16 protein-coding genes are annotated in these 21,914 nt (G+C 73.6%); 14 read left to right on the top strand and 2 right to left on the bottom strand.

The annotated features are described in order from the left end of the window. The first annotated feature begins 134 nt into the window (after window positions 1-134). The 3 genes from rsmH to LCD33_RS24025 are packed head-to-tail and all read left to right on the top strand — an operon-like array spanning window position 135 to window position 3,753. Window positions 135-1,127 carry a 16S rRNA (cytosine(1402)-N(4))-methyltransferase RsmH gene (gene rsmH / locus LCD33_RS24015; RefSeq protein ID WP_224978316.1) on the top strand — a complete coding sequence of 331 codons (993 nt, stop codon included), beginning with the start codon at window positions 135-137 and terminating at the stop codon, window positions 1,125-1,127. Then, window positions 1,124-1,912, top strand: coding sequence for a hypothetical protein (locus LCD33_RS24020; RefSeq protein WP_224966936.1), 789 nt, complete (start codon window positions 1,124-1,126; stop codon window positions 1,910-1,912). The genes rsmH and LCD33_RS24020 overlap by 4 nt, the downstream gene beginning before the upstream one ends. Next, window positions 1,912-3,753: a penicillin-binding protein 2 gene (locus LCD33_RS24025; RefSeq protein WP_224962794.1), complete on the top strand. Its 1,842-nt coding sequence runs from the start codon at window positions 1,912-1,914 to the stop codon at window positions 3,751-3,753. The genes LCD33_RS24020 and LCD33_RS24025 overlap by 1 nt, the downstream gene beginning before the upstream one ends. 57 nt (window positions 3,754-3,810) lie before the next feature. Here LCD33_RS24025 and eccCb read toward each other — a convergent pair whose 3' ends face one another. Next, window positions 3,811-7,971, bottom strand: coding sequence for a type VII secretion protein EccCb (eccCb, locus tag LCD33_RS24030; protein WP_224978317.1), 4,161 nt, complete (start codon window positions 7,969-7,971; stop codon window positions 3,811-3,813). 6 nt (window positions 7,972-7,977) lie between these two features. Continuing rightward, window positions 7,978-8,355: a hypothetical protein gene (locus LCD33_RS24035; protein WP_224962790.1), complete on the bottom strand. Its 378-nt coding sequence runs from the start codon at window positions 8,353-8,355 to the stop codon at window positions 7,978-7,980. A 916-nt stretch (window positions 8,356-9,271) separates the two neighbouring features. On the opposite strand from LCD33_RS24035, the gene LCD33_RS24040 reads away from it, so the two are divergent. From LCD33_RS24040 to LCD33_RS24090, 11 genes are all read left to right on the top strand, one after another. Further along, window positions 9,272-10,969, top strand: a complete 1,698-nt coding sequence (locus LCD33_RS24040) for a UDP-N-acetylmuramoyl-L-alanyl-D-glutamate--2,6-diaminopimelate ligase (protein ID WP_255615027.1) — start codon at window positions 9,272-9,274, stop codon at window positions 10,967-10,969. Continuing rightward, window positions 10,966-12,480, top strand: a complete 1,515-nt coding sequence (gene murF / locus LCD33_RS24045) for a UDP-N-acetylmuramoyl-tripeptide--D-alanyl-D-alanine ligase (protein WP_224966938.1) — start codon at window positions 10,966-10,968, stop codon at window positions 12,478-12,480. The genes LCD33_RS24040 and murF overlap by 4 nt, the downstream gene beginning before the upstream one ends. Further along, a complete protein-coding gene (gene mraY, locus LCD33_RS24050) occupies window positions 12,477-13,553 on the top strand; it encodes a phospho-N-acetylmuramoyl-pentapeptide-transferase (RefSeq protein WP_224959306.1) in 1,077 nt (358 codons plus the stop codon). The genes murF and mraY overlap by 4 nt, the downstream gene beginning before the upstream one ends. Window positions 13,554-13,594: 41 nt before the next feature. Continuing rightward, window positions 13,595-14,989, top strand: coding sequence for a UDP-N-acetylmuramoyl-L-alanine--D-glutamate ligase (gene murD / locus LCD33_RS24055; protein ID WP_224959308.1), 1,395 nt, complete (start codon window positions 13,595-13,597; stop codon window positions 14,987-14,989). Between the two features lie 5 nt (window positions 14,990-14,994). Then, window positions 14,995-16,419: a putative lipid II flippase FtsW gene (ftsW, locus tag LCD33_RS24060; protein WP_374228545.1), complete on the top strand. Its 1,425-nt coding sequence runs from the start codon at window positions 14,995-14,997 to the stop codon at window positions 16,417-16,419. Then, window positions 16,416-17,537 carry an undecaprenyldiphospho-muramoylpentapeptide beta-N-acetylglucosaminyltransferase gene (murG, locus tag LCD33_RS24065; protein WP_224959311.1) on the top strand — a complete coding sequence of 374 codons (1,122 nt, stop codon included), beginning with the start codon at window positions 16,416-16,418 and terminating at the stop codon, window positions 17,535-17,537. The genes ftsW and murG overlap by 4 nt, the downstream gene beginning before the upstream one ends. Next, on the top strand, window positions 17,534-18,988 hold the full coding sequence (gene murC, locus LCD33_RS24070; protein WP_224959313.1) for a UDP-N-acetylmuramate--L-alanine ligase: 1,455 nt from the start codon (window positions 17,534-17,536) through the stop codon (window positions 18,986-18,988). The genes murG and murC overlap by 4 nt, the downstream gene beginning before the upstream one ends. Beyond that, entirely contained in the window at window positions 18,985-19,728 is a 744-nt protein-coding gene (locus LCD33_RS24075; protein ID WP_224959314.1) for an FtsQ-type POTRA domain-containing protein, read from the top strand. The genes murC and LCD33_RS24075 overlap by 4 nt, the downstream gene beginning before the upstream one ends. A gap of 406 nt (window positions 19,729-20,134) precedes the next feature. Continuing rightward, window positions 20,135-20,566 (top strand): hypothetical protein, encoded by a 432-nt coding sequence (locus tag LCD33_RS24080; protein WP_224966942.1) that lies wholly within the window; start codon window positions 20,135-20,137, stop codon window positions 20,564-20,566. Then, the gene (locus tag LCD33_RS24085; RefSeq protein ID WP_224966943.1) at window positions 20,563-21,096 is read left to right on the top strand and encodes a DUF3558 family protein; all 534 of its coding nucleotides are present in this window, start codon (window positions 20,563-20,565) and stop codon (window positions 21,094-21,096) included. Before LCD33_RS24080 ends, LCD33_RS24085 begins: the two co-directional genes overlap by 4 nt. Before the next feature lie 65 nt (window positions 21,097-21,161). Continuing rightward, a partial coding sequence (locus LCD33_RS24090; protein WP_224978319.1) for a PPE domain-containing protein occupies window positions 21,162-21,914 on the top strand: 753 nt, incomplete at its 3' end.

The raw sequence follows: 21,914 nt of genomic DNA on the forward strand, positions 1-21,914 counted from the left end.
GGCTCGTCCCGGCGGGAGCCGGAACGGGCGGCAGGGCCCGCCGGGGAGGGCGGGGAGGACCGGGCCGGGGCGAACCCGGACCAGGACTAAGGAGCGCGGTGGCCGTGAACGGTTCGCGGGAGGGAGGGACCGCCGTGGCGGAGGACGACGTGCCGGAGGGCACCGGCGGGGGTTCCGCCCGGGACCGGCACGTGCCGGTCGCGCTGGACCGGACGCTGGAACTGCTGGCGCGCGCGCTGCCGGGCGGCCCGGCGGACGTGGTGGACGAGGTCGTCGGGATGGGCGGTCACGCCGAGGCGCTGCTGAGCGCGCACCCCGAACTCACCCTCGTCGGGCTCGACCGGGACCCGCAGGCGCTGCGGCTCGCGGGGGAGCGGCTCGCCGCCCACCGGGACCGGCTGCACCTCGTGCACGCCGTCTACGACGAGTGGGCCGATGTCCTCGACGACCTCGGGCTGCCCGCGGTGGACGGGGCGCTGTTCGACCTCGGCGTGTCCTCGTTGCAGCTCGACGAGGCCGACCGCGGGTTCGCGTACGCGCAGGACGCGCCGCTGGACATGCGGATGGACCCGGGCGCCGAGCGCACCGCCGCCGACGTGCTCAACACCTACCCGCCCGGCGAGCTGGCGCGGATCCTGCGCCAGTACGGCGAGGAGCGGTTCGCCTCGAAGATCGCGGGCGCGATCGCGCGGGAACGGGCCAAGGAACCCTTCGCGAACAGCGACCGCCTGGTCCAGCTGCTCTACGACACCGTTCCCGCGGCCAGCCGCCGCACCGGCGGGCATCCCGCCAAGCGCACCTTCCAGGCGCTGCGCATCGAGGTCAACGCCGAACTGGACGTGCTCGGCCGGGCGCTGCCCGCGGCGCTCGACTCGCTCGCGCCCGGCGGGCGGATCGTCGTGCTCGCCTACCACTCGCTGGAGGACCGCATCGTCAAGCGCGGGCTGGCCGAGCGCGCCACCTCCCGCACCCCGGTCGACCTGCCGGTGGAACTGCCCGGGCACGGACCCGAACTGCGGCTGCTCACCCGCGGCGCCGAACTCGCCGGTGAACAGGAACGCGCGGACAACCCGCGGGCCGCCTCGGTGCGGCTGCGCGCCGCCGAACGGATCAAGGAGTCGGCATGACGGCACCCGCACGCGCCAAGACCTCGGCCTCGCGCACCGGCTCCGCCGCGAAGAAGAAGGAGCCGGCGAAGCGGAAGGCGGCCTCGACCACCGCGACGGCGCCGCAGACCAAGACGCAGAAGAAGACCCCGGCGAAGGCGCGCGGCCGGTCCGCCGCCGCCGAACGCGCCTACGCGCGCCGCGAGGAGCGCCGGGACCGCACCTCCCGGGAGCCCGCGGAGCGCAGGCCGCGCCGCCAGCGCCAAGCCGCCGAGCAGCGCCAGCCGCGGCAATGGCGGCTCGCCGCGGTGCGTCCGCGCGCCCGCCAGCTGCAGGCGAAGGTCGCGACCTCGCGGGTCCCGCTCGTGGTGGCCGTGATGGCGGTGCTCGGCGTCGGGCTGGTGGCGACGCTGTCGCTGTCGATCGCCGCCGTCGGCGGCTCGTACCAGCTGCAGCAGGTCGAGCAAGAGGTCACCGCGCTCAACGAGCACCGGGAGCAGCTGCTGCGCGAGGTCAGCAACATCGACTCGACGCCCGCGCTGCAGCGCAAGGCCACCGAGCTCGGCATGGTGCCGCCGCCCGGGCCGCCCGCGCACCTGGTGGTGAACCCGGACGGCACCATCCGCGTCGTCGGTGAACCGCAGCAGGCCAGCGCCCCACCCGCGCCCCCGGCACCGAAGCCGCCGGCGCCCGCGGACGCCCAGCAGCCTCCCGCGGCACCGAACCCGCCCGTCGAGCAGGGCGCGCCGCAGCCGGACCCGGCGCAGCGGCAGGCAGCGACGATCCCGGCGGTGGAGGGCGACTGATGGTCCGCAGGGGGACGCGGGCCGCGGGGGGAAAGCGGACCGCGCGCACCGACGTGGCCGGTAGCGGCAGGCGGCTGCGCATCGGCCGGTTGTTACTGGTGATCGCGCTGGTGCTCACCGGCACCAAGCTGATCCTGGTGCAGGGTTTCGACGCGCAGCAGCTGTCCGCGGCCGCGGCCCGGCAGCGCACCACCAGCGACTCGATCCCCGCCGAACGCGGCTCGTTCACCGACCGCAGCGGGAACGTGCTCGCGTTCAGCAGCGAAGCGCGCCAGCTCTACGCCACGCCGCGGCGGCTCGCCGAGGAGCAGGACAAGGCGCACGCCGAGGACCCGAGCGAACCCACCTCCGACCAGTACAAGCGGGAGATCGCCCGGTTCATCACGCAGACCCTCGGCGACCGGGTCCGCGAGCAGGACGTGCTCGCCGCGCTGTTCGCCGACACGACCTACACCACCATCGGGCCGCTGATCGAACCCGCGCTCGCCCGCACGATCACCGAGAAGTACTCGCAGATCGGCCAGGAGTACCGCGCCACCCGCGAATACCCGGCGGGGGAGAACGGGGCGAACGTGCTCGGCGGCGCCCGGTGGAGCCAGGACGCGCGCAAGATCCAAGGCCGGCTCGGGCTGGAGAGCTCGCTGGACAAGCTGCTCGCCGGCACCGACGGCAAGAAGGTCTCGGACACGGCGATGGGCAGCGACCTGGTCATCCCCGGTACCGAGCGGGAGCTGGAACCGGCCATCCCCGGGTCCGACGTGGAACTCACGCTCGACTCCGACCTGCAGTACATGGTGCAGAACAAGCTGTCCGACTACGCGGGCAAGACCGGGGCGCGCAGCGCCAGCGCCGCCGTGCTCGACGCGCACACCGGTGAGGTGTACGCGCTCGCCAACGACGAGTCCTTCGACCCCAACGCGCCCGCGTGGGGCCCGGACGGGCTCGGCAACCCGGCGGTGACCAACCCGTTCGAACCCGGCTCGGTGAACAAGGTGATCACCGCGGCCGGTGCCATCGAGGACGGGCTGGTGCGCCCCGAGACCGTGCTGCAGGTGCCCGGCAAGATCAAGGTCGCGGACCGGACCGTCGGCGACGCGTGGGCGCACGGCACGATCCCGCTCACCTTCACCGGCGTGCTCGGCAAGTCGTCCAACGTGGGCACCCTGATGACCGCGCAGCGGCTCGGCGAAGACCGGTTCAACGACCTGGTGCACAAGTTCGGGCTCGGGGAGACCACCGGCATCGGGCTGCCCGGGGAGAGCGCCGGGTTCGTGCCCGCCAGGGAGGACTGGTCCGGCAGCACCTTCGCGAACCTGCCCATCGGACAGGGCCTGTCGATGACGGTGCTGCAGATGGCCGGGATGTACCAGGCCATCGCCAACGACGGCGTGCGGGTGCCGCCGCGGGTGATCGCCGCCCAGACCGGTCCGGACGGAGTCCGGGTGCCGCGGCCCCGGCCGGAGGGGGTCCGGGTCGTCAGCCCGGAGACCGCGCGCACCGTGCGGGACATGATGCGCGCCGTCGTGCAGGACGCGCCGCAGCAGCAGGGCACCGGCAAGGCCGCCGCGCTCGACGGCTACCAGATCTCCGGCAAGACCGGCACCGCGCAGCAGATCGACCCCGACTGCAAGTGCTACAGCAACGACACCTACTGGATCACCTTCACCGGGATCGTCCCCTCGGACAACCCGCGGTTCGTGGTGGCGCTGATGCTGGACGCGCCGGGCGGTGGGGCCTCCGCGGCGCCGCTGTTCCACGACGTCGCCGCCTACCTGACGCAGCGGTACAAGATCCCGCTGTCGCCGGCTCCGGCGCCGGTGCAGACCCTGCAGGTCCGGTGACGTCCGGCCGTTCCGCTGCTGCGGCCCGGCCCGGCGCCCGCTCTCCCCGGGGACCGCTCACTCGGCCCGGATGTGCGCGGTCTGCACCAGCTGCGGGCCGCCCCGCGACGCCCGGCTGACCAGGGTGCCTCGGCCGGGCGGCAACCGGGTCGCGGCGACCCGGCCGATCAGCTCGCCCTCGGCCTCGTCGGCGCTGAGCAGCAGTCCCGGCGCGGCGGCCGCGCGCAACGCCACCAGCAGCGGGTCGTCCCAGTCCTCGCGGGCCCCGCTCGCCTCGCGGGCCAGCACCAGGTGCAGCCCCAGCTCGGCGGACTGCGCGACGAACTCGGCCAGCGGTGCCAGCGGGTTCTCGTCCGGCGCGGACAGCAGCTCGTAGTCGTCGACCACGACGAACAGCTCCGGTCCCGACCACCAGGACCGGTCGCGCAGCTGCTCCCGGGTCAGGTCCGGGCCGGGGCGGCGCGCGCGCAACGTCGTCACCAGCTCCCGCACCGCCGCCCGCACCTGGTCGACGTTGACCGCGTGCTCCGCCAAGTGCTCGGTGCGCAGGAAGCCGAGCAGTGCGCGCCGCAGGTCCACCAGGACCACCGCCGCCTCCTGCGCGGAGTAGCGGGTGGTGATGCCGCGCAGCACCGTCCGCAGCAGCGAGGTGCGGCCCGAGCCGAGCTCGCCGAACGCGTAGAAGTGCGGCTCCGCCCGGAAATCCAGGTAGACGGGGTCCATGCCCTCCTCGTTCACGCCGATCGGCACCAGCGACGGGCGCGGCTGCTGCTCCGGCGCGGGCAGCCGGTCGTACTGCAGCACCAGCGGCAGCAGCCGCACCCGCGGCGCGCGCACGCCCGGCCAGGTGTCGCGCGTCCGGGCGCGCAGCGCGGCGACCGCGGCCGCGGAGCCCTCGCCCACCGGGTGCGGCAGCGCGGTGAACATGTGCAGCTTCGACGGGTGCAGCCCGCGGCCGGGCAGGTCCGCGGGCACCCGGGCCGCGGCCTCCGGGGAGACCTCCGACTCCGCCGGATCGGCCAGCCGCAGCTCCAGCCGGGTGCCCAGCAGGTCCTTGAGCGCCGGGCGGATCTCCGACCAGCGGTCCGCGGTGACCACCACGTGCAGGCCGAACTCCCAGCCCTGCGAGGCCAGGTTCACCACGTCCCGGTCCGCGCCGTCGAACTCGCCCTGCAGCGCGGGCCACCCGTCGATGATCAGGAACACGTCGCCGTACTGGTCGTCGTCCGCGGCCCCGTCGTCGCGGCACCGCGCCCGGTAGCCGGCCATCGAATCGATGCCGTGCTCGATGAACCGCGCCTCCCGCCAGGCCAGCAGCGAGCGCAGCTGGGCGATGGTGCGGCGCAGCACGTCCGGATCGCGCGGCCCCGACACGGCGCCCACGTGTGGCAGTTCGCGCAGGTCGTGCAGCCCGCCGCCGCCCAGGTCTAGGCAGTAGAACTGCACCTCCTGCGGGGAGTGGGTCAACGCCAGCGACAGCAGCAGCGTGCGGACCGCGACGGACTTCCCGGAGCCGGGCGCGCCGACGATCGCCACGTGCCCCGAACCGCCGGACAGGTCGACCCGCACCGTCCGCTGCTGGTGCTCGAACGGCAGGTCCAGCGTGCCGATCGGGGCGTGCAGCCGCCGCCCGCGCAGCCGCTCCGCGGGCGGCGGCAGCAGCTGCTCCAGCGCGGGCGGCCTGCGCAGCGGCGGCACCCAGATCCGCCGGGCCGCCGGACCGGTTCCGCGCATCCGCCGCACCGCGTACTGCAGCTCGCTCGGCGCGTCCGGGCGCCGATCGCCGTGCACCGGGTCCGAGACGTGCGCGGTGCGGAACCGGACCAGGCCGGTGGGGTGGCGCAGGTAGCCGTGCCCGCCGCCCGCGGGCAGCTCGGCGGCGTCCGGGGAGCCGATCGCGGCGCTCGACTCGGCGACGCTGCCGGTGCGCAGCGCGATCCGGTAGGTGAGGTCGTCCGCCAGGCCGCGCAACCCCGGTTCGGTCGCGCTCTCCCCGGCCAGCAGCAGCTGCACCTGCAACGACCGGCCCACCCGGACGATGGTCTGGAACAGCTCGGCGAGCTCCGGACGCACCCGCAGCAGCTCGGTGAACCCGTCGACCACCACGAACAGCATCGGCAGCGGCGGCAGCGCCTGCTTCAAGCGCAGTTCGCGGTACTCCCACACGGTGCGCGTGCGGACCTCGTTGAGCCGGGTCTGCCGGTGGTGGATCTCCCCGGACAGCGCGTCGTGCAACCGGTCCACCAGTTCCGGGTCCCCGGCCAGGTCGGTGATCAGCGCCGAGACGTGCGGGGCGTCCTGGAAGTCGGCGAACGCGGTGCCGCCGACGGCTTCGACGAGCACCACGTTGAGCTCCTCGGGGGAGTGCGTGGCCAGCAGCGACAGCACCGCGGTCCGCAGCAGCTCCGACCGGCCCGAGCCGGGGGCGCCCACGCACAGCCCGTGCGGGCCCGCGCCGCCCAGCGCCGTCTCCTTCAGGTCCAGGACCGCCGTGCCGTCCTCCCCGCTGCCGAGCACCGCCCGGTAGCGCCGCGACACCGGGCCGGGCTGCCAGTCCACCGCGGGGTCGAACGCGGTGACGTCCGCCCGGGCCAGCAGCGGGAACAGCCCGGGCGGTGTGCCGGGCCGGGCCGGGGCGGGCGGCGGTGCGGGCGGTCGGTCGGTTCCGGTGGAGATCGAGGCGACCAGTTCGGTGATGTCCTCGTCCGCCACGTCGTCGAGCTTCGGCTGCGCCACCTGGAACGCGCGGCCCGCGTGCAGCGCCCACCCGGTGGCGGGCAGGCTCGCGGACAGCTCGGGATCCAGCAGCGACTCGGACGGTTCCGCCAGGGACAGCTCGACCCGGCCCGGCACGAGCTCCAGCAGCTGCTCCGGCAGCTCGGACCAGCGGCGGGCGGTGACCAGCACGTGCACGCCGAACTTCAGGCCCTCGGCGATCCGCACGACCGCCTCGGCCAGTCCCGGCACCCACCCGGCGAACCAGGACCAGCCGTCGATGAACAGGAAGGTCTCGGAGTGGTCGGCGTCGGGCAGCGCGTCCGGCCGCTCCCGGCGCAACCTGCGGTACCGGTCGATGGTGCCGATGCCGTTGGCGAACAGCTTGCGGCGCTCCTCGATCCGCGCCTCCACCTGGGCGAGCAGCTCCGCGACCGACTCCTCGGTGTGGTCGGCGGCGGACACCTGCGGGAGCGCCGCGATCCCGCCGTCCGCGTCCAGGCACTGGAACTGCAGCTGGTCGGCGCCGAAGGTCGCGGTGAGCCCGAGGACCAGGGTGTGCAGCAGCGTCGACTTGCCGGACTGGATCCGCCCCACCACGGCCACGTGCCCGCTGCCGCCGAACAGGTCCAGCCCCACCACCCGGCCGGGGCCGCGGTTGACCTCGTGGGCGCGCCCGAGGGGCACCGGCATCGTCGGGGGGCCGTCCTCCGCGCGTTCGTCGAGGAGTTCGCCGATCCGCAGCGGCGTCCGGCCGGGCAGCAGGAACCGGGCGCCGCGGACCCGGGAGAACATCATGTCGCCGTGCTGGGTGCCGCTGCGGGTCGGGGTCTGCCTGCCGTCCTTGGTGACCTCCTGGTGCACGAACTGGTAGAGCTCGTTGAAGGTCATGACGCCGTCGCCGTCCACGTCCGGGGCGCCGGAGGTGATCGCCTCGATGATCGCCGCGGTGAAGCGCGAACCGGGCCGCACGTCCGCGGCCGGCCTGCGCTCGTAGGAGTACTCGATCTCGTTGGTGGCGGTCATGGTGAACCGGCCGCCGCCGAAGTGCTCGACCACGTTCACCGGCTCCCCGCCCCGGTGCGCGGCGCCGTGGTTGAACACGCCGCTGTAGCAGCAGTCCAGGAAGATCGCCTTCCACCCGGCTTGGGATTCGGTGACGATGCGGTCCACGACCTGCGCGGGTACCGCCGTCGAGTACGGCAGCTGCGGCTCGGTGTCGGTGGCGGCGAAGAACAGCTGGTCGTCGTCGTTGGTGATGCCGTGCCCGGCCAGGTAGAGCAGCACCAGGTCGTCGGGGTCCTTGTTCTGGAAGAGGCTCTCCACCCGGCGCTCGATCTCCGCCTTGGTCCCGTTGAGCACGGTGTGCGCGGTGTCGAAGGCCCCGAGCTCCTGGTCGGCGAGCAGCCGCCGGAGCTCCTCGGCCTCCTCCACGGTGTGCAGGTCGCGCAGTCCCGGGGCGAAGTACTCCGAGGTGGCGACCAGCAGCGCGTACCTACCCACGGCCGGTCACCCGCGGTCCTCGGCGCGCAGCCGGTGCAGCACCGCTTCGGCCTCCGCGGGCGGGGTGCCCGCTTCGATGCGCCGCAGCACGCCTTCGCAGCGCAACGTGATCGCGCGGTGCTCGCCCCGGTCGACCCAGCCGGTCAGCACGGTGGAGAGCGTGGTGATCGAACCGGTCGCCAGCGTCCCGCCGAGCACCAGTTCGGCCAGCAGCGCCCCGGTGCCGCGCCCGTCCGGCGGCGGTTCCTCCCGGAGCCGGCGCACCGCCAGGCCGCGGACGCGGCGCAGCTCGCCCTGCAGCAGGCGGGCGGCGCGGTGGAGCCGTTCGGGCGTCGCGTCCGGTGCTTCGAGCGAGAGGTGGACCTCCGGGCGGATCTCGGGCATGCGATCTCCCAGCTCAGCGGAGCAGTGATCACGACCGGTATACCAAACGACGACGATCGGTAGTGGGGTTTCGGCGCGGCGCGACCGTGGTGCGCGATCCCGGACGCGGGGGGGGCGCCGGCCCCCCCCCCCCGGCGCCGCGGGGGGGGGGGCGCCCCGGGGGGGGGGGGGCGGGGGGCGCGGGGGGCCCCCCCCCCGGCCGGCCGGGGGGGGGGGCGCCCCCCGGCCCGTGCACGTCCGGACGGCTCAGACCGGGATGCGCGGGCCGCAGGACCCGGTTGGATCGTCGAGAACCGAAGGCGACGGCACCCGCTGCGTCGCCGCTCCGGCGGTGCTCACGGCCGCAGCCGTCCCCCGCCCGAGTCGTTCTTCCACCGATCCGCCGAAATCCGCGGAATCACCGACCTGGCAGTAGGAACGCTAAACGACGTCCGCCGGTGCGCACCACGATCCGGCGGAAGTTGCACGAGACGGACCAGTGCTCGCCAGCGAACGGCCCCGGCCGCAAGTAGGTGCTCGCGCTCCCGGGGCCGGACCGCATTTTCCAGGCGGCACGATCGGCGTCGCGCGGAACGGCCGCGGACCGGCCGAACCCGGGTCCGTCGCTGGTCAGGGAGCCTGGTCGACCGTTCCCGGGTCGGTGTCTCCGCGCCGCCGGGCCGGATCGCGCCGAGCCCCGGGGAGGCCCGGGAGAAACCGGCGCGGGGTGCGCGGACCCGGTTCTGCGCGATTCCTCGGCGCCATCCGGACGGCGGTTCCACGCGACCGGGGCCACCCGCGCGGGCACCGGTCCCGGACGCCGGACGCGGGCCGACGCGCTCGCGCGCGAGGCGTTCTACTGGACGCCGGGCCGCTGCGCGGTGTGCTCCGAACGGCCCAGTCCGAAAACGCGGTGTGTGCAGAGGTGACCATGAGCATGACCCGTCAAGTGGTACCGGTAGCCTTGCGCGACGTGCCTTCCGCGCTCGCGACAGCCCCGCCTCGACCCGCTCTGGTCGAGCCGGTGCAGATCCACCAGCTCGCCGGGACGATCGGTGCGCGGGTCATCGACATCCCTGGTCACACCCCTGGTGAAGGGGTGGTGACCGGAGCGACCCTGCGAGCTCAGCACGTGCGTCCCGGCGATCTGTTCGCCGCCCTCCCGGGAACCCGGGTGCACGGAGCCGACTTCGCCGCCGACGCCCTCACCGCCGGCGCCACCGCCGTGCTCACCGACCAGGCCGGCGTGGACCGCGTCGCGCTGCTCGACCACCCGCGGGTGCGGGCCGGGGAAGTGGCGCTGCTGGTGCACGATGACCCGCGCGGCGTGCTCGGCTCCGCCGCCGCCCGCATCTACGGCGACCCGTCGCAGAAGCTCACCATCCTCGGCGTCACCGGCACGTCCGGGAAGACCACCACCAGCTACCTGCTGGAGTCCGCGCTGCGGGCCGCCGGGCACACCACCGGGCTGGTCGGCACCGTCGAGACCCGCATCGCCGGGGAACGCCTCGACAGCGCCTTCACCACGCCCGAGGCGCCCGATCTGCAGGCGCTGCTGGCCGTCATGGTCGAGCACGGCGTCACGCACGTGCCGATGGAGGTCTCCAGCCACGCCCTCGCGCTCGGCCGCGTCGGTGGCACCCGGTTCGCCGTCGGCGCGTTCACCAACCTCTCGCAGGACCACCTCGACTTCCACCGCGACCTGGAGGACTACTTCCAGGCGAAGGCGCTGCTGTTCGACGGCCGCTCCGAACGCGAAGTGGTGTGCGTCGACGGCGAGTGGGGCCGGCGGCTGGTCACCGAGGACACGATCACCGCGTCCACCACCGGCGACGCGAGCTGGACCGCCACCGACGTCGAGACGTTCCCGACCGGCGAGCAGCGCTTCCGCGCGCACGGTCCGGACCGGACGCTGGACGTGCGGCTGCGGCTGCCGGGGCCGTTCAACATCGCCAACGCGCTGCTGGCCGCCGGAGTGCTCACCGCCGCCGGGATCCCCGCCGACGCGATCGAACGCGGACTGGCCGAAGTGGACGTGCCCGGCCGGATGGAGCGGGTCGCCCTCGGGCAGGACTTCACCGCCGTGGTGGACTACTCGCACAAGCCCGGCGCCGTCTCCGCGGTGCTCGACGCGGCCCGCGCCCAGGTCATCAACGGGGGCGGCCGGGTGCTCGTCGTGCTCGGCTGCGGCGGTGACCGGGACGTGGCGAAGCGGCCGCTGATGGGCGAGGCGGCCGCGCGCCGCTCCGACCTGCTGGTGGTCACCGACGACAACCCGCGCAGCGAGAACGCCACCGACATCCGCGCCGCCATGCTCGCCGGGGCGCTGGAGGTGCCCGAGGGCGAACGCGGCGAGGTCGTCGAAGCGGGCGACCGGCGCGAAGCCATCGCCGAAGCGGTGCACCGAGCCCGGGCCGGGGACGTCGTCGTGATCGCCGGCAAGGGGCACGAGACCGGCCAGGAGGTGGCCGGGGTCGTGCACCCGTTCTCGGACCGGGACGAGGTGGCGGCGGCGCTGCGGCGCAGGCTCGACACCGGCAGCGCCCGGATCGGGGACGGCAGTGGGGGAACGCAGAACACGGGGGAACCCGCGCCCCCGGCCGGTGGCCGGGGCGGCAACGAGGAGGCAAGGTGATCCGGCTCAGCCTGGCTGACATCGCGGAAGCGGTCGGCGGCAGGCTCCACCACGCGGACGGCACCGAGTTCGTGACCGGTTCCGTCGAATTCGACTCGCGCAAGATCGGGCCGGGCGGGTTGTTCGTCGCGGTCCCTGGCGAGCGCGTCGACGGGCACGACTTCGCCGCTCGCGCCGTCGCGGACGGAGCCGCCGGCGTGCTCGCCGCGCGCGAAGTGCCCACCGCCGACGGACCGACCCCGACCGTGATCGTTCCGGAGCTGTCCGAACACCACCCGAGCCGGGCCATGGCCCTCGCCGGGGACGTCGACGGCAGCGGCGCCGCAGTGCTCGCCGCCCTCGCGCGGCTGGCGCGCGCGGTGGTGGACCGGCTGCCCGAGCTCGCCGTCATCGGGGTCACCGGTTCGTCCGGCAAGACCTCGACCAAGGACCTCATCGCGCAGGTCCTCGAACCGGCGGGCCCGACCGTGGCGCCGCCCGGGTCGTTCAACAACGAGCTCGGGCATCCGTGGACCGCGCTGCGCGCCGACGAGCACACCCGGCACCTCGTGCTGGAGCTCTCCGCCCGCGGTCGCGGCCACATCGCCGCGCTCTGCGAGGTCGCCCCGCCGCGGATCGGCGCCGTGCTCAACGTCGGCAGCGCGCACCTCGGCGAGTTCGGCTCGCAGGAGGCCGTCGCGCAGACCAAGGGCGAACTCGTCGAAGCGCTGCCCGCCGCCGCCGACGGCGGGGTCGCCGTGCTCAACGCCGACGACCCGCTGGTCGCCGCGATGGCCGAGCGCACCCGGGCCCGCGTGGTCCGGGTCGGGCAGAGCCCGGCCGCCGACGTGCGCGCCGAGGACATCGAGCTCGACGAGCAGGCGCGCGCCGAATTCACCCTCGTCACCGCCACCGGCTCCGCCCGGGTGAAGCTGCCGCTGCACGGCGAGCACCACGTCGGCAACGCGCTCACCGCCGCCGCCATCGCCGTGGAGCTCGGCGCGAGCGTCGAGGAAGCGGCCGCGCGGCTCGGCTCGGTGCGGCGCGTCTCCGCGCGGCGCATGGAGGTCACCGAGACCCCCGGCGGGGTCACCGTCATCAACGACGCCTACAACGCCAACCCCGAATCGGTGCGCGCGGCGCTCAAGACGCTCGCCTCGATGACCAGGGGAAAACCGGGCCGCGCCTGGGCGGTGCTCGGAGTCATGGGCGAACTCGGCGATGCCGAGGTCGCCGCGCACGACGAGATCGGGCGGCTCGCCGTCCGGCTCAACATCGACCGCCTCGTGGTGGTCGGTGACCAGGCACGGGCGATGCACCAGGGTGCCTCGCTGGAAGGGTCATGGGGAGAGGAGTCGGTTCTGGTGCCGGATGTCGATGCCGCCGTCGCGCTGCTGCGCGACGAGCTGCGTCCCGGTGACGTCGTGCTCGCCAAGGCGTCCAAGGTCGCCGCGCTGTGGCGCGTCGCCGAACAGCTGACCGAGCAGGTCACCGATCGATCCGCCACCGAACGAGCCGGGGGTCAAGCGTGAAGAGCATCCTCGTCGCCGCAGCGGTGGCGCTGGTCATCTCCATCCTGTTCACCCCGTACCTGATACGGATCTTCTCCAAGCAGGGCTTCGGCCAGGAGATCCGCGAAGAGGTGCAGAAGTCGCACGCCGCCAAGCGCGGCACGCCCACCATGGGCGGCATGGCGATCCTCGTCGCCATGTGGGCCGGGTACCTGATCACCCACCTCACCGTCGCGGAGGAAGGCCCCACGGTCTCCGGCCTGCTGGTGCTGGGGCTCACCACCGCGCTGGGCATCGTCGGCTTCCTCGACGACTTCATCAAGATCCGCAAGCAGCGCAACCTCGGGCTGAACAAGACCGCGAAGCTCGTCGGGCAGCTGGTCGCCGCCGTGCTGTTCGCGATCCTCGCGATGCGGTTCCCCGACGACAACGGCATCACCCCCGCTTCCGAGCACCTGTCGTTCATCCGCGACATCAGCATCGTGTCGTTCGGCGCCATCGGGTTCGTGATCTTCGCGTACGTGGCGATCAGCGGCTGGTCCAACGCGGTCAACTTCACCGACGGCATGGACGGGCTCGCGGGCGGTACCGCGGCGATGGTGCTGGCCACCTACGTGCTGATCTCGTTCTGGCAGCTGCGCTACGACTGCACGGGCGGGGGCGGCAGCGGGCCCGCCTGCTACACGGTCCGCGACCCGCTGGACATCGCGATCGTCGCCGCGGCCGCCATGTCGGCGTGCATCGGGTTCCTGTGGTGGAACGCGGCACCCGCGAAGATCTTCATGGGCGACACCGGTTCGCTCGCGCTGGGCGGTCTCGTCGCTGGGCTGAGCATGGTCACCCGCACCGAACTGCTGATGATCATCATCGGTGGGCTGTTCGTGGTGGAGGCCCTCTCCGTCGTGCTGCAGATCGTCGTGTTCCGCAGCACCCGGCGCAGGCTCTTCCGGATGGCACCGTTCCACCACCACTTCGAACTCGCCGGGTGGGCGGAAACCACGGTGATCATCAGATTCTGGGTGCTGGCCGGGATCAGCTGCCTGTTCGGCGTCGGGCTGTTCTACGCGGACTGGCTCAGCCTCTACGGCGGCTGACGATCCCGGCGGCCACGCCGCCGGCAGGAGAGGAGAGTGCGGTGACCCGAACGTTGCGGGACCGGCGGGTGCTGGTCGCGGGTGCCGGGGTGTCCGGCCGCTCGGCCGCCGAAGCGCTGCTGGCGGCCGGTGCCGAAGTCACCGTCACCGACGCGTCCGAAGAACGGCTCGCCGCGCTCGACTCCGTCCGCGCCGGCGGCGGTCGGCTCCTGCCCGGACTGCTCGAACCGCCCGCCGGGACCGACCTCGTCGTCACCAGTCCCGGCTGGCGGCCCGGCACGCCGCTGCTGGCCGCCGCCGCCACCGCGGGCATCGAGATCATCGGCGAGGTCGAATTCGCCTGGTGGCTCGACCGGGCGCGGCCCGAACCCGCCGACTGGCTCGCCGTCACCGGCACCAACGGCAAGACCACCACCGTCACCATGCTCGAATCGGTGCTGCGCGCCGCCGGGCTCGACGTCGTCGCCTGCGGGAACGTCGGGCTGCCCGTCGTCGACGCGGTGCGTGCCGGGCACCGGGTGCTCGCCGTCGAGCTGTCCAGCTTCCAGCTGCACTGGTCCCGATCGCTGGCCGCGCAGGCCGGGGTCGTGCTCAACCTCGCCGACGACCACCTCGACTGGCACGGCACCCTCGACGCCTACGGCGCCGCGAAGGCCAAGGTGTACGCGGGCAACGTCGTCGCGGTGCACAACGCCGACGACGAGTGGTCCACCCGGCTCTCCACCGGCGCGGGCAGGCCCGTGTCCTTCACCCTCGGCGAGCCCGGACCCGGCCAGCTCGGCATCGCCGACGGCACCCTGCTCGACCGGGCCTTCGCCGACGACCCCGCCGGGGACGTGCTCGCCGACGTCGCCGACGTGCACCCCGGCGGGCCGCACAACCTCGCCAACGCGCTCGCCGCCGCCGCGCTCGCCCGCGCCCACGGCGTCCCCGCCGACGCCGTCGCCCGTGGCCTGCGCGCGTTCGAACCCGGCGCGCACCGCTCCGTCGTCGTCGCCGAAACCGGCGGCACCACCTGGGTCGACGACTCCAAGGCCACCAACCCGCACGCCGCCGACGCCGCGCTGCGCGCCCACGAACGCGTCGTGTGGATCGCGGGCGGCCTGCTCAAGGGCGCCGACGTCGACGAACTCGTCGCGCGCAACGCCGGGCGCCTCGCCGCCGTCGTGCTCATCGGCCGCGACCGCGCCGCGTTCGCCGAAGCGCTCGCCCGACACGCCCCGCACGTGCCCGTCGAGCAGGTCTCGGCGGGGGACGATGCGGGCATGTCCCAGGCCGTCACCAGGGCCGCCGCGCACGCCACACCCGGCACCGCGGTGCTGCTCGCCCCCGCCGCCGCCTCCATGGACATGTTCACCGACTACGCGCACCGGGGGCGGGCCTTCGCCGACGCCGTGCGGGCGCTGCCCGCCACCGCCCCCACCACCGGCGGGTGATCGTGGTGATCACCTTCGCAGCGACCGCGCGCCGGCCCCGCCGCACCCGCAAGCCCACCGGGCTCGCGGCCATCACGACCCCGCTGACCGCGTGGCTCACCCGGCCGCTCGCCTCGTTCCACCTGCTGCTCGCCGTGTTCGGCCTGCTCACCGTGTTCGGGCTCGTCATGGTGCTGTCGGCGTCCAGCGTGGACTCGTTCACCAGCGCCGGCTCCTCCTACGACATCTTCATCCGGCAGGTCATCTACTGCGGCGCCGGACTCGTGCTGTTCTACGGGGCGCTGCGGCTGCCGGTGCGGCAGATGCGCAAGCACAGCCTCACCGTCTTCGGCGGCTGCCTGCTGCTGCTCCTGCTCGTGCTCACTCCGCTGGGCAGCGTCCGCAACGGCGCGCAGAGCTGGTTCGTGCTCGGCGGGATCTCCTTCCAGCCCGTCGAGTTCGCCAAGATCTCCTTCGCGCTGTGGGGCGCGCACGTGCTCGTCACCAAGCGCGGGCTGCTCGCCCAGTACCGGCACCTGCTGGTGCCCGTGGTGCCCGCGGCGATGCTGATGTTCGCGCTCGTCATGCTGCAGCCCGACCTCGGCTCCACCATCACGCTGTTCATCGTGCTGCTCGCCCTGATGTGGTTCGCCGGGGCGCCGCTGCGGTTGTTCGGCGTCTCCGTGCTCGGCGCCATCACCGCCGCCGTCGTCCTCGCGATGGTCGCGCAGTACCGGATGGACCGGATCACCACGTTCCTCGACCCCGCCTCCGATCCCACCGGCCGCGGCTACCACGCCCGGCAGGCGCTGTTCGCGCTCGCCGACGGCGGGCTGTTCGGCCGCGGGCTCGGCCAGGGCTGGTCGAAGTGGCAGTACCTGCCCAACGCGCACAACGACTTCATCTTCGCCGTCATCGGCGAGGAGCTCGGGTTCGTCGGCTGCGTCATCGTGCTCGTCCTGTTCGGCACCACCGCCTACGTCGGGATGCGCATCGCCGCCCGCAACACCGACCCGTGGATCAGGCTCGTCTCCGCGACCCTCACCGCCTGGCTCGTCGGGCAGGCCGCGATCAACGTCGGCTACGTCGTCGGCCTGCTGCCCATCACCGGGCTGCCGCTGCCGCTGATCTCCTCCGGCGGCTCGTCCGTGGTGACCAGCATGCTGGTGTTCGGGCTGCTGGCGAACTTCGCCCGGCACGAGCCGGAAGCGATCGCCGCGCTACGGTCGCTGGGGCCGGGCCGCGTCGGGAAGCTGCTGCGCCTGTCCACGCCCGAGCCCTACCGCCCACCGGCGAAACGCCGCCCGGCGCGCACCGCGCCCACCAGCCGCCCCGGAGCGCGCAGCGCAGGGGCCCAGCCGACCCGCCGGGGATCACCGGACGCGCGGAACCGCACCGCGGCCCGTGGCAAGACCGGATCCCGGGCACAGACACGAGGAGGACACCGTTGAGCGGGCAGCACCCGGCCCCCGGACACCCCGCCCGGCGCGGCCTGTCGGTCGTCGTCGCAGGCGGCGGCACCGCCGGACACATCGAGCCGGCCCTCGCCCTGGCCGACGCCGTGCGCAGGATGCGCCCGGACGCGCGCATCACCGCGCTCGGCACCGAACGCGGACTGGAGAACCGGTTGGTGCCCGCACGCGGCTACCCGCTGGAACTGGTGCCGCCGGTGCCGATGCCGCGCAAGCCCAGCACCGAACTGCTGCGGCTGCCGCTGAAGGTGCGCGACTCGGTGCGCAAGACCAAGGACGTGCTCGAACGCGTCCAAGCCGACGTCGTCGTCGGGTTCGGCGGCTACGTGTCGCTGCCCGCCTACCTCGCCGCGCGCGGGCGCACCCCCATCGTCGTGCACGAGGCCAACGCCCGGGCGGGCATGGCGAACAAGGTCGGCGCCCGGTTCGCCGAGCGCGTCCTCGCCGCCACCCCCGACAGCGGGCTCGCCGGGGCCCGGCCCATCGGCATCCCGCTGCGCGAATCCATCACCAGCCTCGACCGCGCCGCGCTGCGCATGCAGGCCCGGCAGTTCTTCGGGCTGCACCCGCACGCGCCGACCATCCTCGTGTTCGGCGGATCGCAAGGCGCCCAGACGCTCAACACCGCGTTCTCCGGGGCCGCGCAGGCGCTCGGGCGCGCGGGCATCGGCGTGCTGCACGCGCACGGGCCGAAGAACACCCTCGCCGTGCAGCAGGTCCCCGGCGCCCCCGTCTACAACGCGGTGCCGTACCTGGAGCGGATGGACCTCGCCTACGCCGCCGCCGACCTCGTGGTCTGCCGCTCCGGCGCCATGACCGTCGCCGAGGTGTCCGCCGTCGGGCTGCCCGCCGTGTTCGTCCCGCTGCCGCACGGCAACGGCGAGCAGGCCCTCAACGCGCAGCCCGTCGTCTCCGCGGGCGGTGCCCTGCTCGTCGCCGACGAGGACATGACGCCGGACAAGGTCATCAACGAGGTCCTGCCCCTCGGCCGCGACCCGCAACGGCTGCACATGATGAGCCGTGCCACGCTGGGAACCGGACACCGGGAAGCCGACCAGGTGCTGGCCCGGATCGTGGTGGAGGTGGCGGGCCGGTGACCGAAGCGCAGACCGCGGAACGCAGCGGCACCGACGACCTGCTGTCCCGCGTCCACCTCGTCGGCATCGGCGGCGCGGGCATGAGCGGCATCGCCCGCATCCTGCTCGCCCGCGACCGGCAGGTCTCCGGTTCCGATGCCCGCGACTCCCGCACCGTGCTCGCCCTGCGCGCCCAAGGCGCGCACGTCGCGCTCGGGCACCGCGGCGAGAACCTCGACCAGCTCGACCAGGACCCCACCGCCATCGTGGTGTCCACCGCGATCCGGCCGGACAACCCGGAACTCGTCGAGGCCCAGCGCCGCGGCGTCGCCGTGCTGCGCCGCGCCGAAGCGCTCGCCGCGCTCATGGCCGAGCACCGGGTCGCCTGCGTCGCGGGCACGCACGGCAAGACCTCGACGACCTCGATGCTCACCGTCGCGCTGCAGCACTGCCGGCTCGACCCGTCGTTCGCCATCGGCGGCGACCTCAACGAGTCCGGCGCCAACGCGCACCACGGCGAGGGCGGCGTGTTCGTCGCCGAGGCCGACGAGAGCGACGGATCGTTCCTCGTGTTCGCGCCCTCGGTCGCCGTCGTCACCAACGTCGAACCCGACCACCTCGACCACCACGGCACCCCCGAGGCCTACACCGAGGTCTTCGACGAGTTCGTCCGCCGCATCGAGCCGGGCGGCGTGCTCATCGTCAACGCCGACGACCCCGGATCCGCCCGGCTCGCCGGGCAGGCCGCCGCCGGCGGGCTCCGCGTCCGCCGCTACGGGCACACGGCGGGCGGGCCCGGCGACGCGCGCATCGTCGACTACCGGCCCGAGCACGGGGCCGGTGTCGCCGTCGTCGAGCTCGACGGGCAGCGGATCGACGTGCAGGTCTCGGTGCCGGGCGAGCACATGGCGGGCAACGCCGTCGCCGCGCTGCTCGCCGGGCTGGAACTCGGGGCACCGCTGGACGAACTGCTCGACGGGCTCGCCGCGTTCGGCGGCGTGCGCCGCCGCTTCGAGTTCAAGGGCCAGGCCGGCGGGGTGCTCGTCTACGACGACTACGCCCACCACCCCACCGAGGTCGACGCGCAGCTGCGCGCGGCCCGGCCCGTGGTCGGTGACGGCAGGCTCATCGTGGTGTTCCAGCCGCACCTGTTCTCCCGCACCGCCGCGTTCGCCGCCGAGTTCGCCACCGCGCTGGGGCTCGCCGACGAGATCGTGGTGCTCGACGTCTACGGCGCGCGGGAGGACCCGCAGCCCGGCGTCACCGGGGCGCTCATCGCCGACCAGATCCCGGGATCGGCGGACCGGGTGCGCTTCGAGCCGTCGCTGACCGACGCGGCACCGCTCGTGGCCGGGCTCGCCGCGCCGGGGGACCTGGTGCTCACCATGGGCGCCGGTGACGTCACCATGCTCGGGCCGGAGATCCTCGGAGAGCTCGAACGGGCCGCGGGTACCGGAGGTGCGGCGGAGTGAGCGCGGCAGGGCGGTCGTCGAACCGGCCGGGGGTGCGCAGCACTCGCGGCCGGCCGGTGCGCGGCGGGATCCAGCGATCCCCGCGCCGCTGGCTGCTGCCGGTGGCGATGTCCGTGGTGACCGTCCTGGTGCTCGCCCTCTACTACAGCCCGATCCTCGGCGTGCGGTCCGTGCAGGTCGACGGGCTCGCCGCCGTGCCGGAGCGGACCGTGCTGGACACGGCGGGCGTCGAGCTCGGCAACCCGATGCTGCAGGTCGACTCCGAGGCCATCCGGTCCCGGCTGGGCGCGGTCCCGGAGATCGCCGATTCGGAAGTCCACCTGCAGTGGCCCTCCACGGTGCGGCTGGAGATCACCGAACGCGTCGCCGTGGCCTACGTGCCCGCCGACGGACCTGGTGAGAGCGGGGTGCGGTTGATCGACGCGGCGGGCGTGCCGTTCCGCACCGTGCCCCACCCGCCCGCCGGGCTCGCCCAGCTGCGGCTCGGCGACGACCGGGCCGACGGCGTGCGGACCGCGATGATCGCGCTCACCGCGCTGCCCGCCGACCTGCGGGCGCAGGTCACCGAGGTCCGCGCCGAACGGCCGCAGAACCTGTTCCTGGTGCTGGCGGGGGGCAGGCAGGTGCACTGGGGCGAGAGCACGGCCGCGGACCGGAAGGCCGCGATCCTGGTGCCGCTGCTGACCCGCTCCGGGCAGGTCTACGACGTGACGAGCCCGGATCTGCCGACCGTGGCGTGATCGCCCGGCTGCCGGGGTGGCGCCGTGATGGGGTCGGGTGCGGCGGTGCCGGGCGTGCCTTCGCCGGGACAGGTCGTTCGGCGGGTTCGCCGTTGTCCGGCGAAGGTGGAGTCGATGACGGCCATCCGGGTGCGGTGATCACTCTAATGGCGGTCGACCATTGGGAAGAGCGAATCCGTCCGATCGCGGATTTCCCTCGCGATGTGGTCGTGCGCACGCCTGGAATTCGAGTGATCGCGGAATAAGACAACAGGAATATCATCTTCGGCAACTTTGCCGAGCACGCTCCGTGGCCGCTGTCCGACTTTCAGGTGGAAAAACGCGTGACGGCCATTTAATTAGACCGAATTGACCGGCCGGATCGATAACGTTTCCCCATCCGATCAGATCGGAGCGAGGAGGCGAAGTGACCGACGGTGCAGGGCCGGCGCGAGGCGGTGGTGGCTCGCTGGAGGCCGTTTCCGCGCAGCTGGCCGGAATCTCGGCCCAGAACGAGCAGCTCCGCGCGCAAGTGGCGTCCGGTCGGCTCAAGATCGATCCGGAAGCGGCGGAGAAGGCGGCGCAGGCTTATGAGAAGGCGCAGCGGAGAGTGCAGCGGCTCAGCCGAAACACCGATCTGCTGCTCAAGGTGCAAGGGCTCGGGGAATACCACTCGGCTGTCCAGCTATCCCGAAAATTCGAAGCCAAAGCCGATGACGGTTCGTCCGGAGCAGTCGCACTGCTCGGGAGATTGAGCGATGAGTTGAAGGAGAAGGCCGAGCTCTTCCGGCAGGCCGCCAAGGATTACACGGCGACCGACGACGCGATCGCGCAAGATCTGATGCGAGGTGAGGGATGAACGCGATCCCGCGCAAGGCAGGGTTGGCGCTGCTCGCGGTCGGGATGCTGGCATCCGTTTCCGGATGTGCGCTGGATTCCCGAGCCGACGGCGAGTCCGCTGTGGAGGAACCGGTGCGGACCGTCGGGTTGGCGAAGGTCGATCCCTGCACGATGCTCACGGAACAGGAACTCGCCGCACGTGGTGGTCGGCCGCCCGGCTATCCGAACAACGACATCGCGGCGGAACCGGGCTGCGACTTCGACGGAGATCCGTTCGGGTACAGCTTCTACAAGAACCAGGAGATGACCGTCGAACGCTACGGCGAGCGGGACGTCTGGTGGCGGTTCGAACGAAGCGAGCTCGACGGCAGACCGGCCGCGATCACGGTCGTCCGAGGCTCGGCCTCAGCGCGGATCTGCTCCACGATGTTCGACGCCGGGGGTGGCGTGATCACCGTGACGGCCCAGGAGACCGACGACGAAGGTCGCGACGAGTGCGCCGAGTCCTGGCTGGTGGCCGAGCTGATCGCGGCGAAGAGCCCGCGCTGATCGCCGGCGCACACGTGCAGCCCCCGCCGGCGACACCGGTGGGCGGCTGCGAACCGGGGGGATGAATGGGATTCGGGGAGTGGGCGGAGCGCGTCGCGGAGACGGCGCACGACGCCGGGGCGTCCTGGCTGGGCTACGAGACGACGGCGCAACGCGAGGCGCGGGAACGCGCGGAGGTGGCCGAGCGCTCCGGCGAGCGGCGGCGCGACGTGCTGGCCGACCGCAACGAACAGCTGCACGCGGGTGGCGAGTTCGACCCGCCGTCGATCACCGAGCAGGAGAACTGGCAGTCCTACAGCCACCACGAGCTGTACGAGACGAACGAGCGCTCCCTGGACCCGGCGAAGGCGCAGGAGGTCGCGGAAGCGTGGCGGCGCATCGGCACCGCTCTCGCCGAGATCGGCCCGGACCTGCACCGCGAGGCTAGCGGCGCCATCGCGGGCGGCTGGGAGGGCGAAGCGGCCGACGTCGCCACCGCCTCCGCCGAACCGCTCGTGCAGTGGATGTCCGACGGCGGCCGGGCGTTCCAGTTGACCGGGAACAAGGTCGAGCAGGCCGGTTCGGCCGCCGGCCAGGTGAAGGCGATGGTGCCCGCACCGCAGGACTACAGCATCGGCCGCACCCTCGCCGCAGGCATTCCCGGCGGATTCGTCGGCGGCGGCGTGGACGCGCTCGCGCAGATGCGGGAACGGCAGGAAGCGGAACGCGCCGCGCAGGAGACGATGCAGCGCGTCCTCACCCCGACCTACGACGACGTGGACCGGACGGTCCCGGTGTACCCGGGCCTGGACGGGGCGCCGCTGCCGCCCCCCCAGGGG

It is taken from the genome of Saccharopolyspora sp. 7B (assembly GCF_020177435.1).
Classification (GTDB): domain Bacteria; phylum Actinomycetota; class Actinomycetes; order Mycobacteriales; family Pseudonocardiaceae; genus Saccharopolyspora_C; species Saccharopolyspora_C gregorii.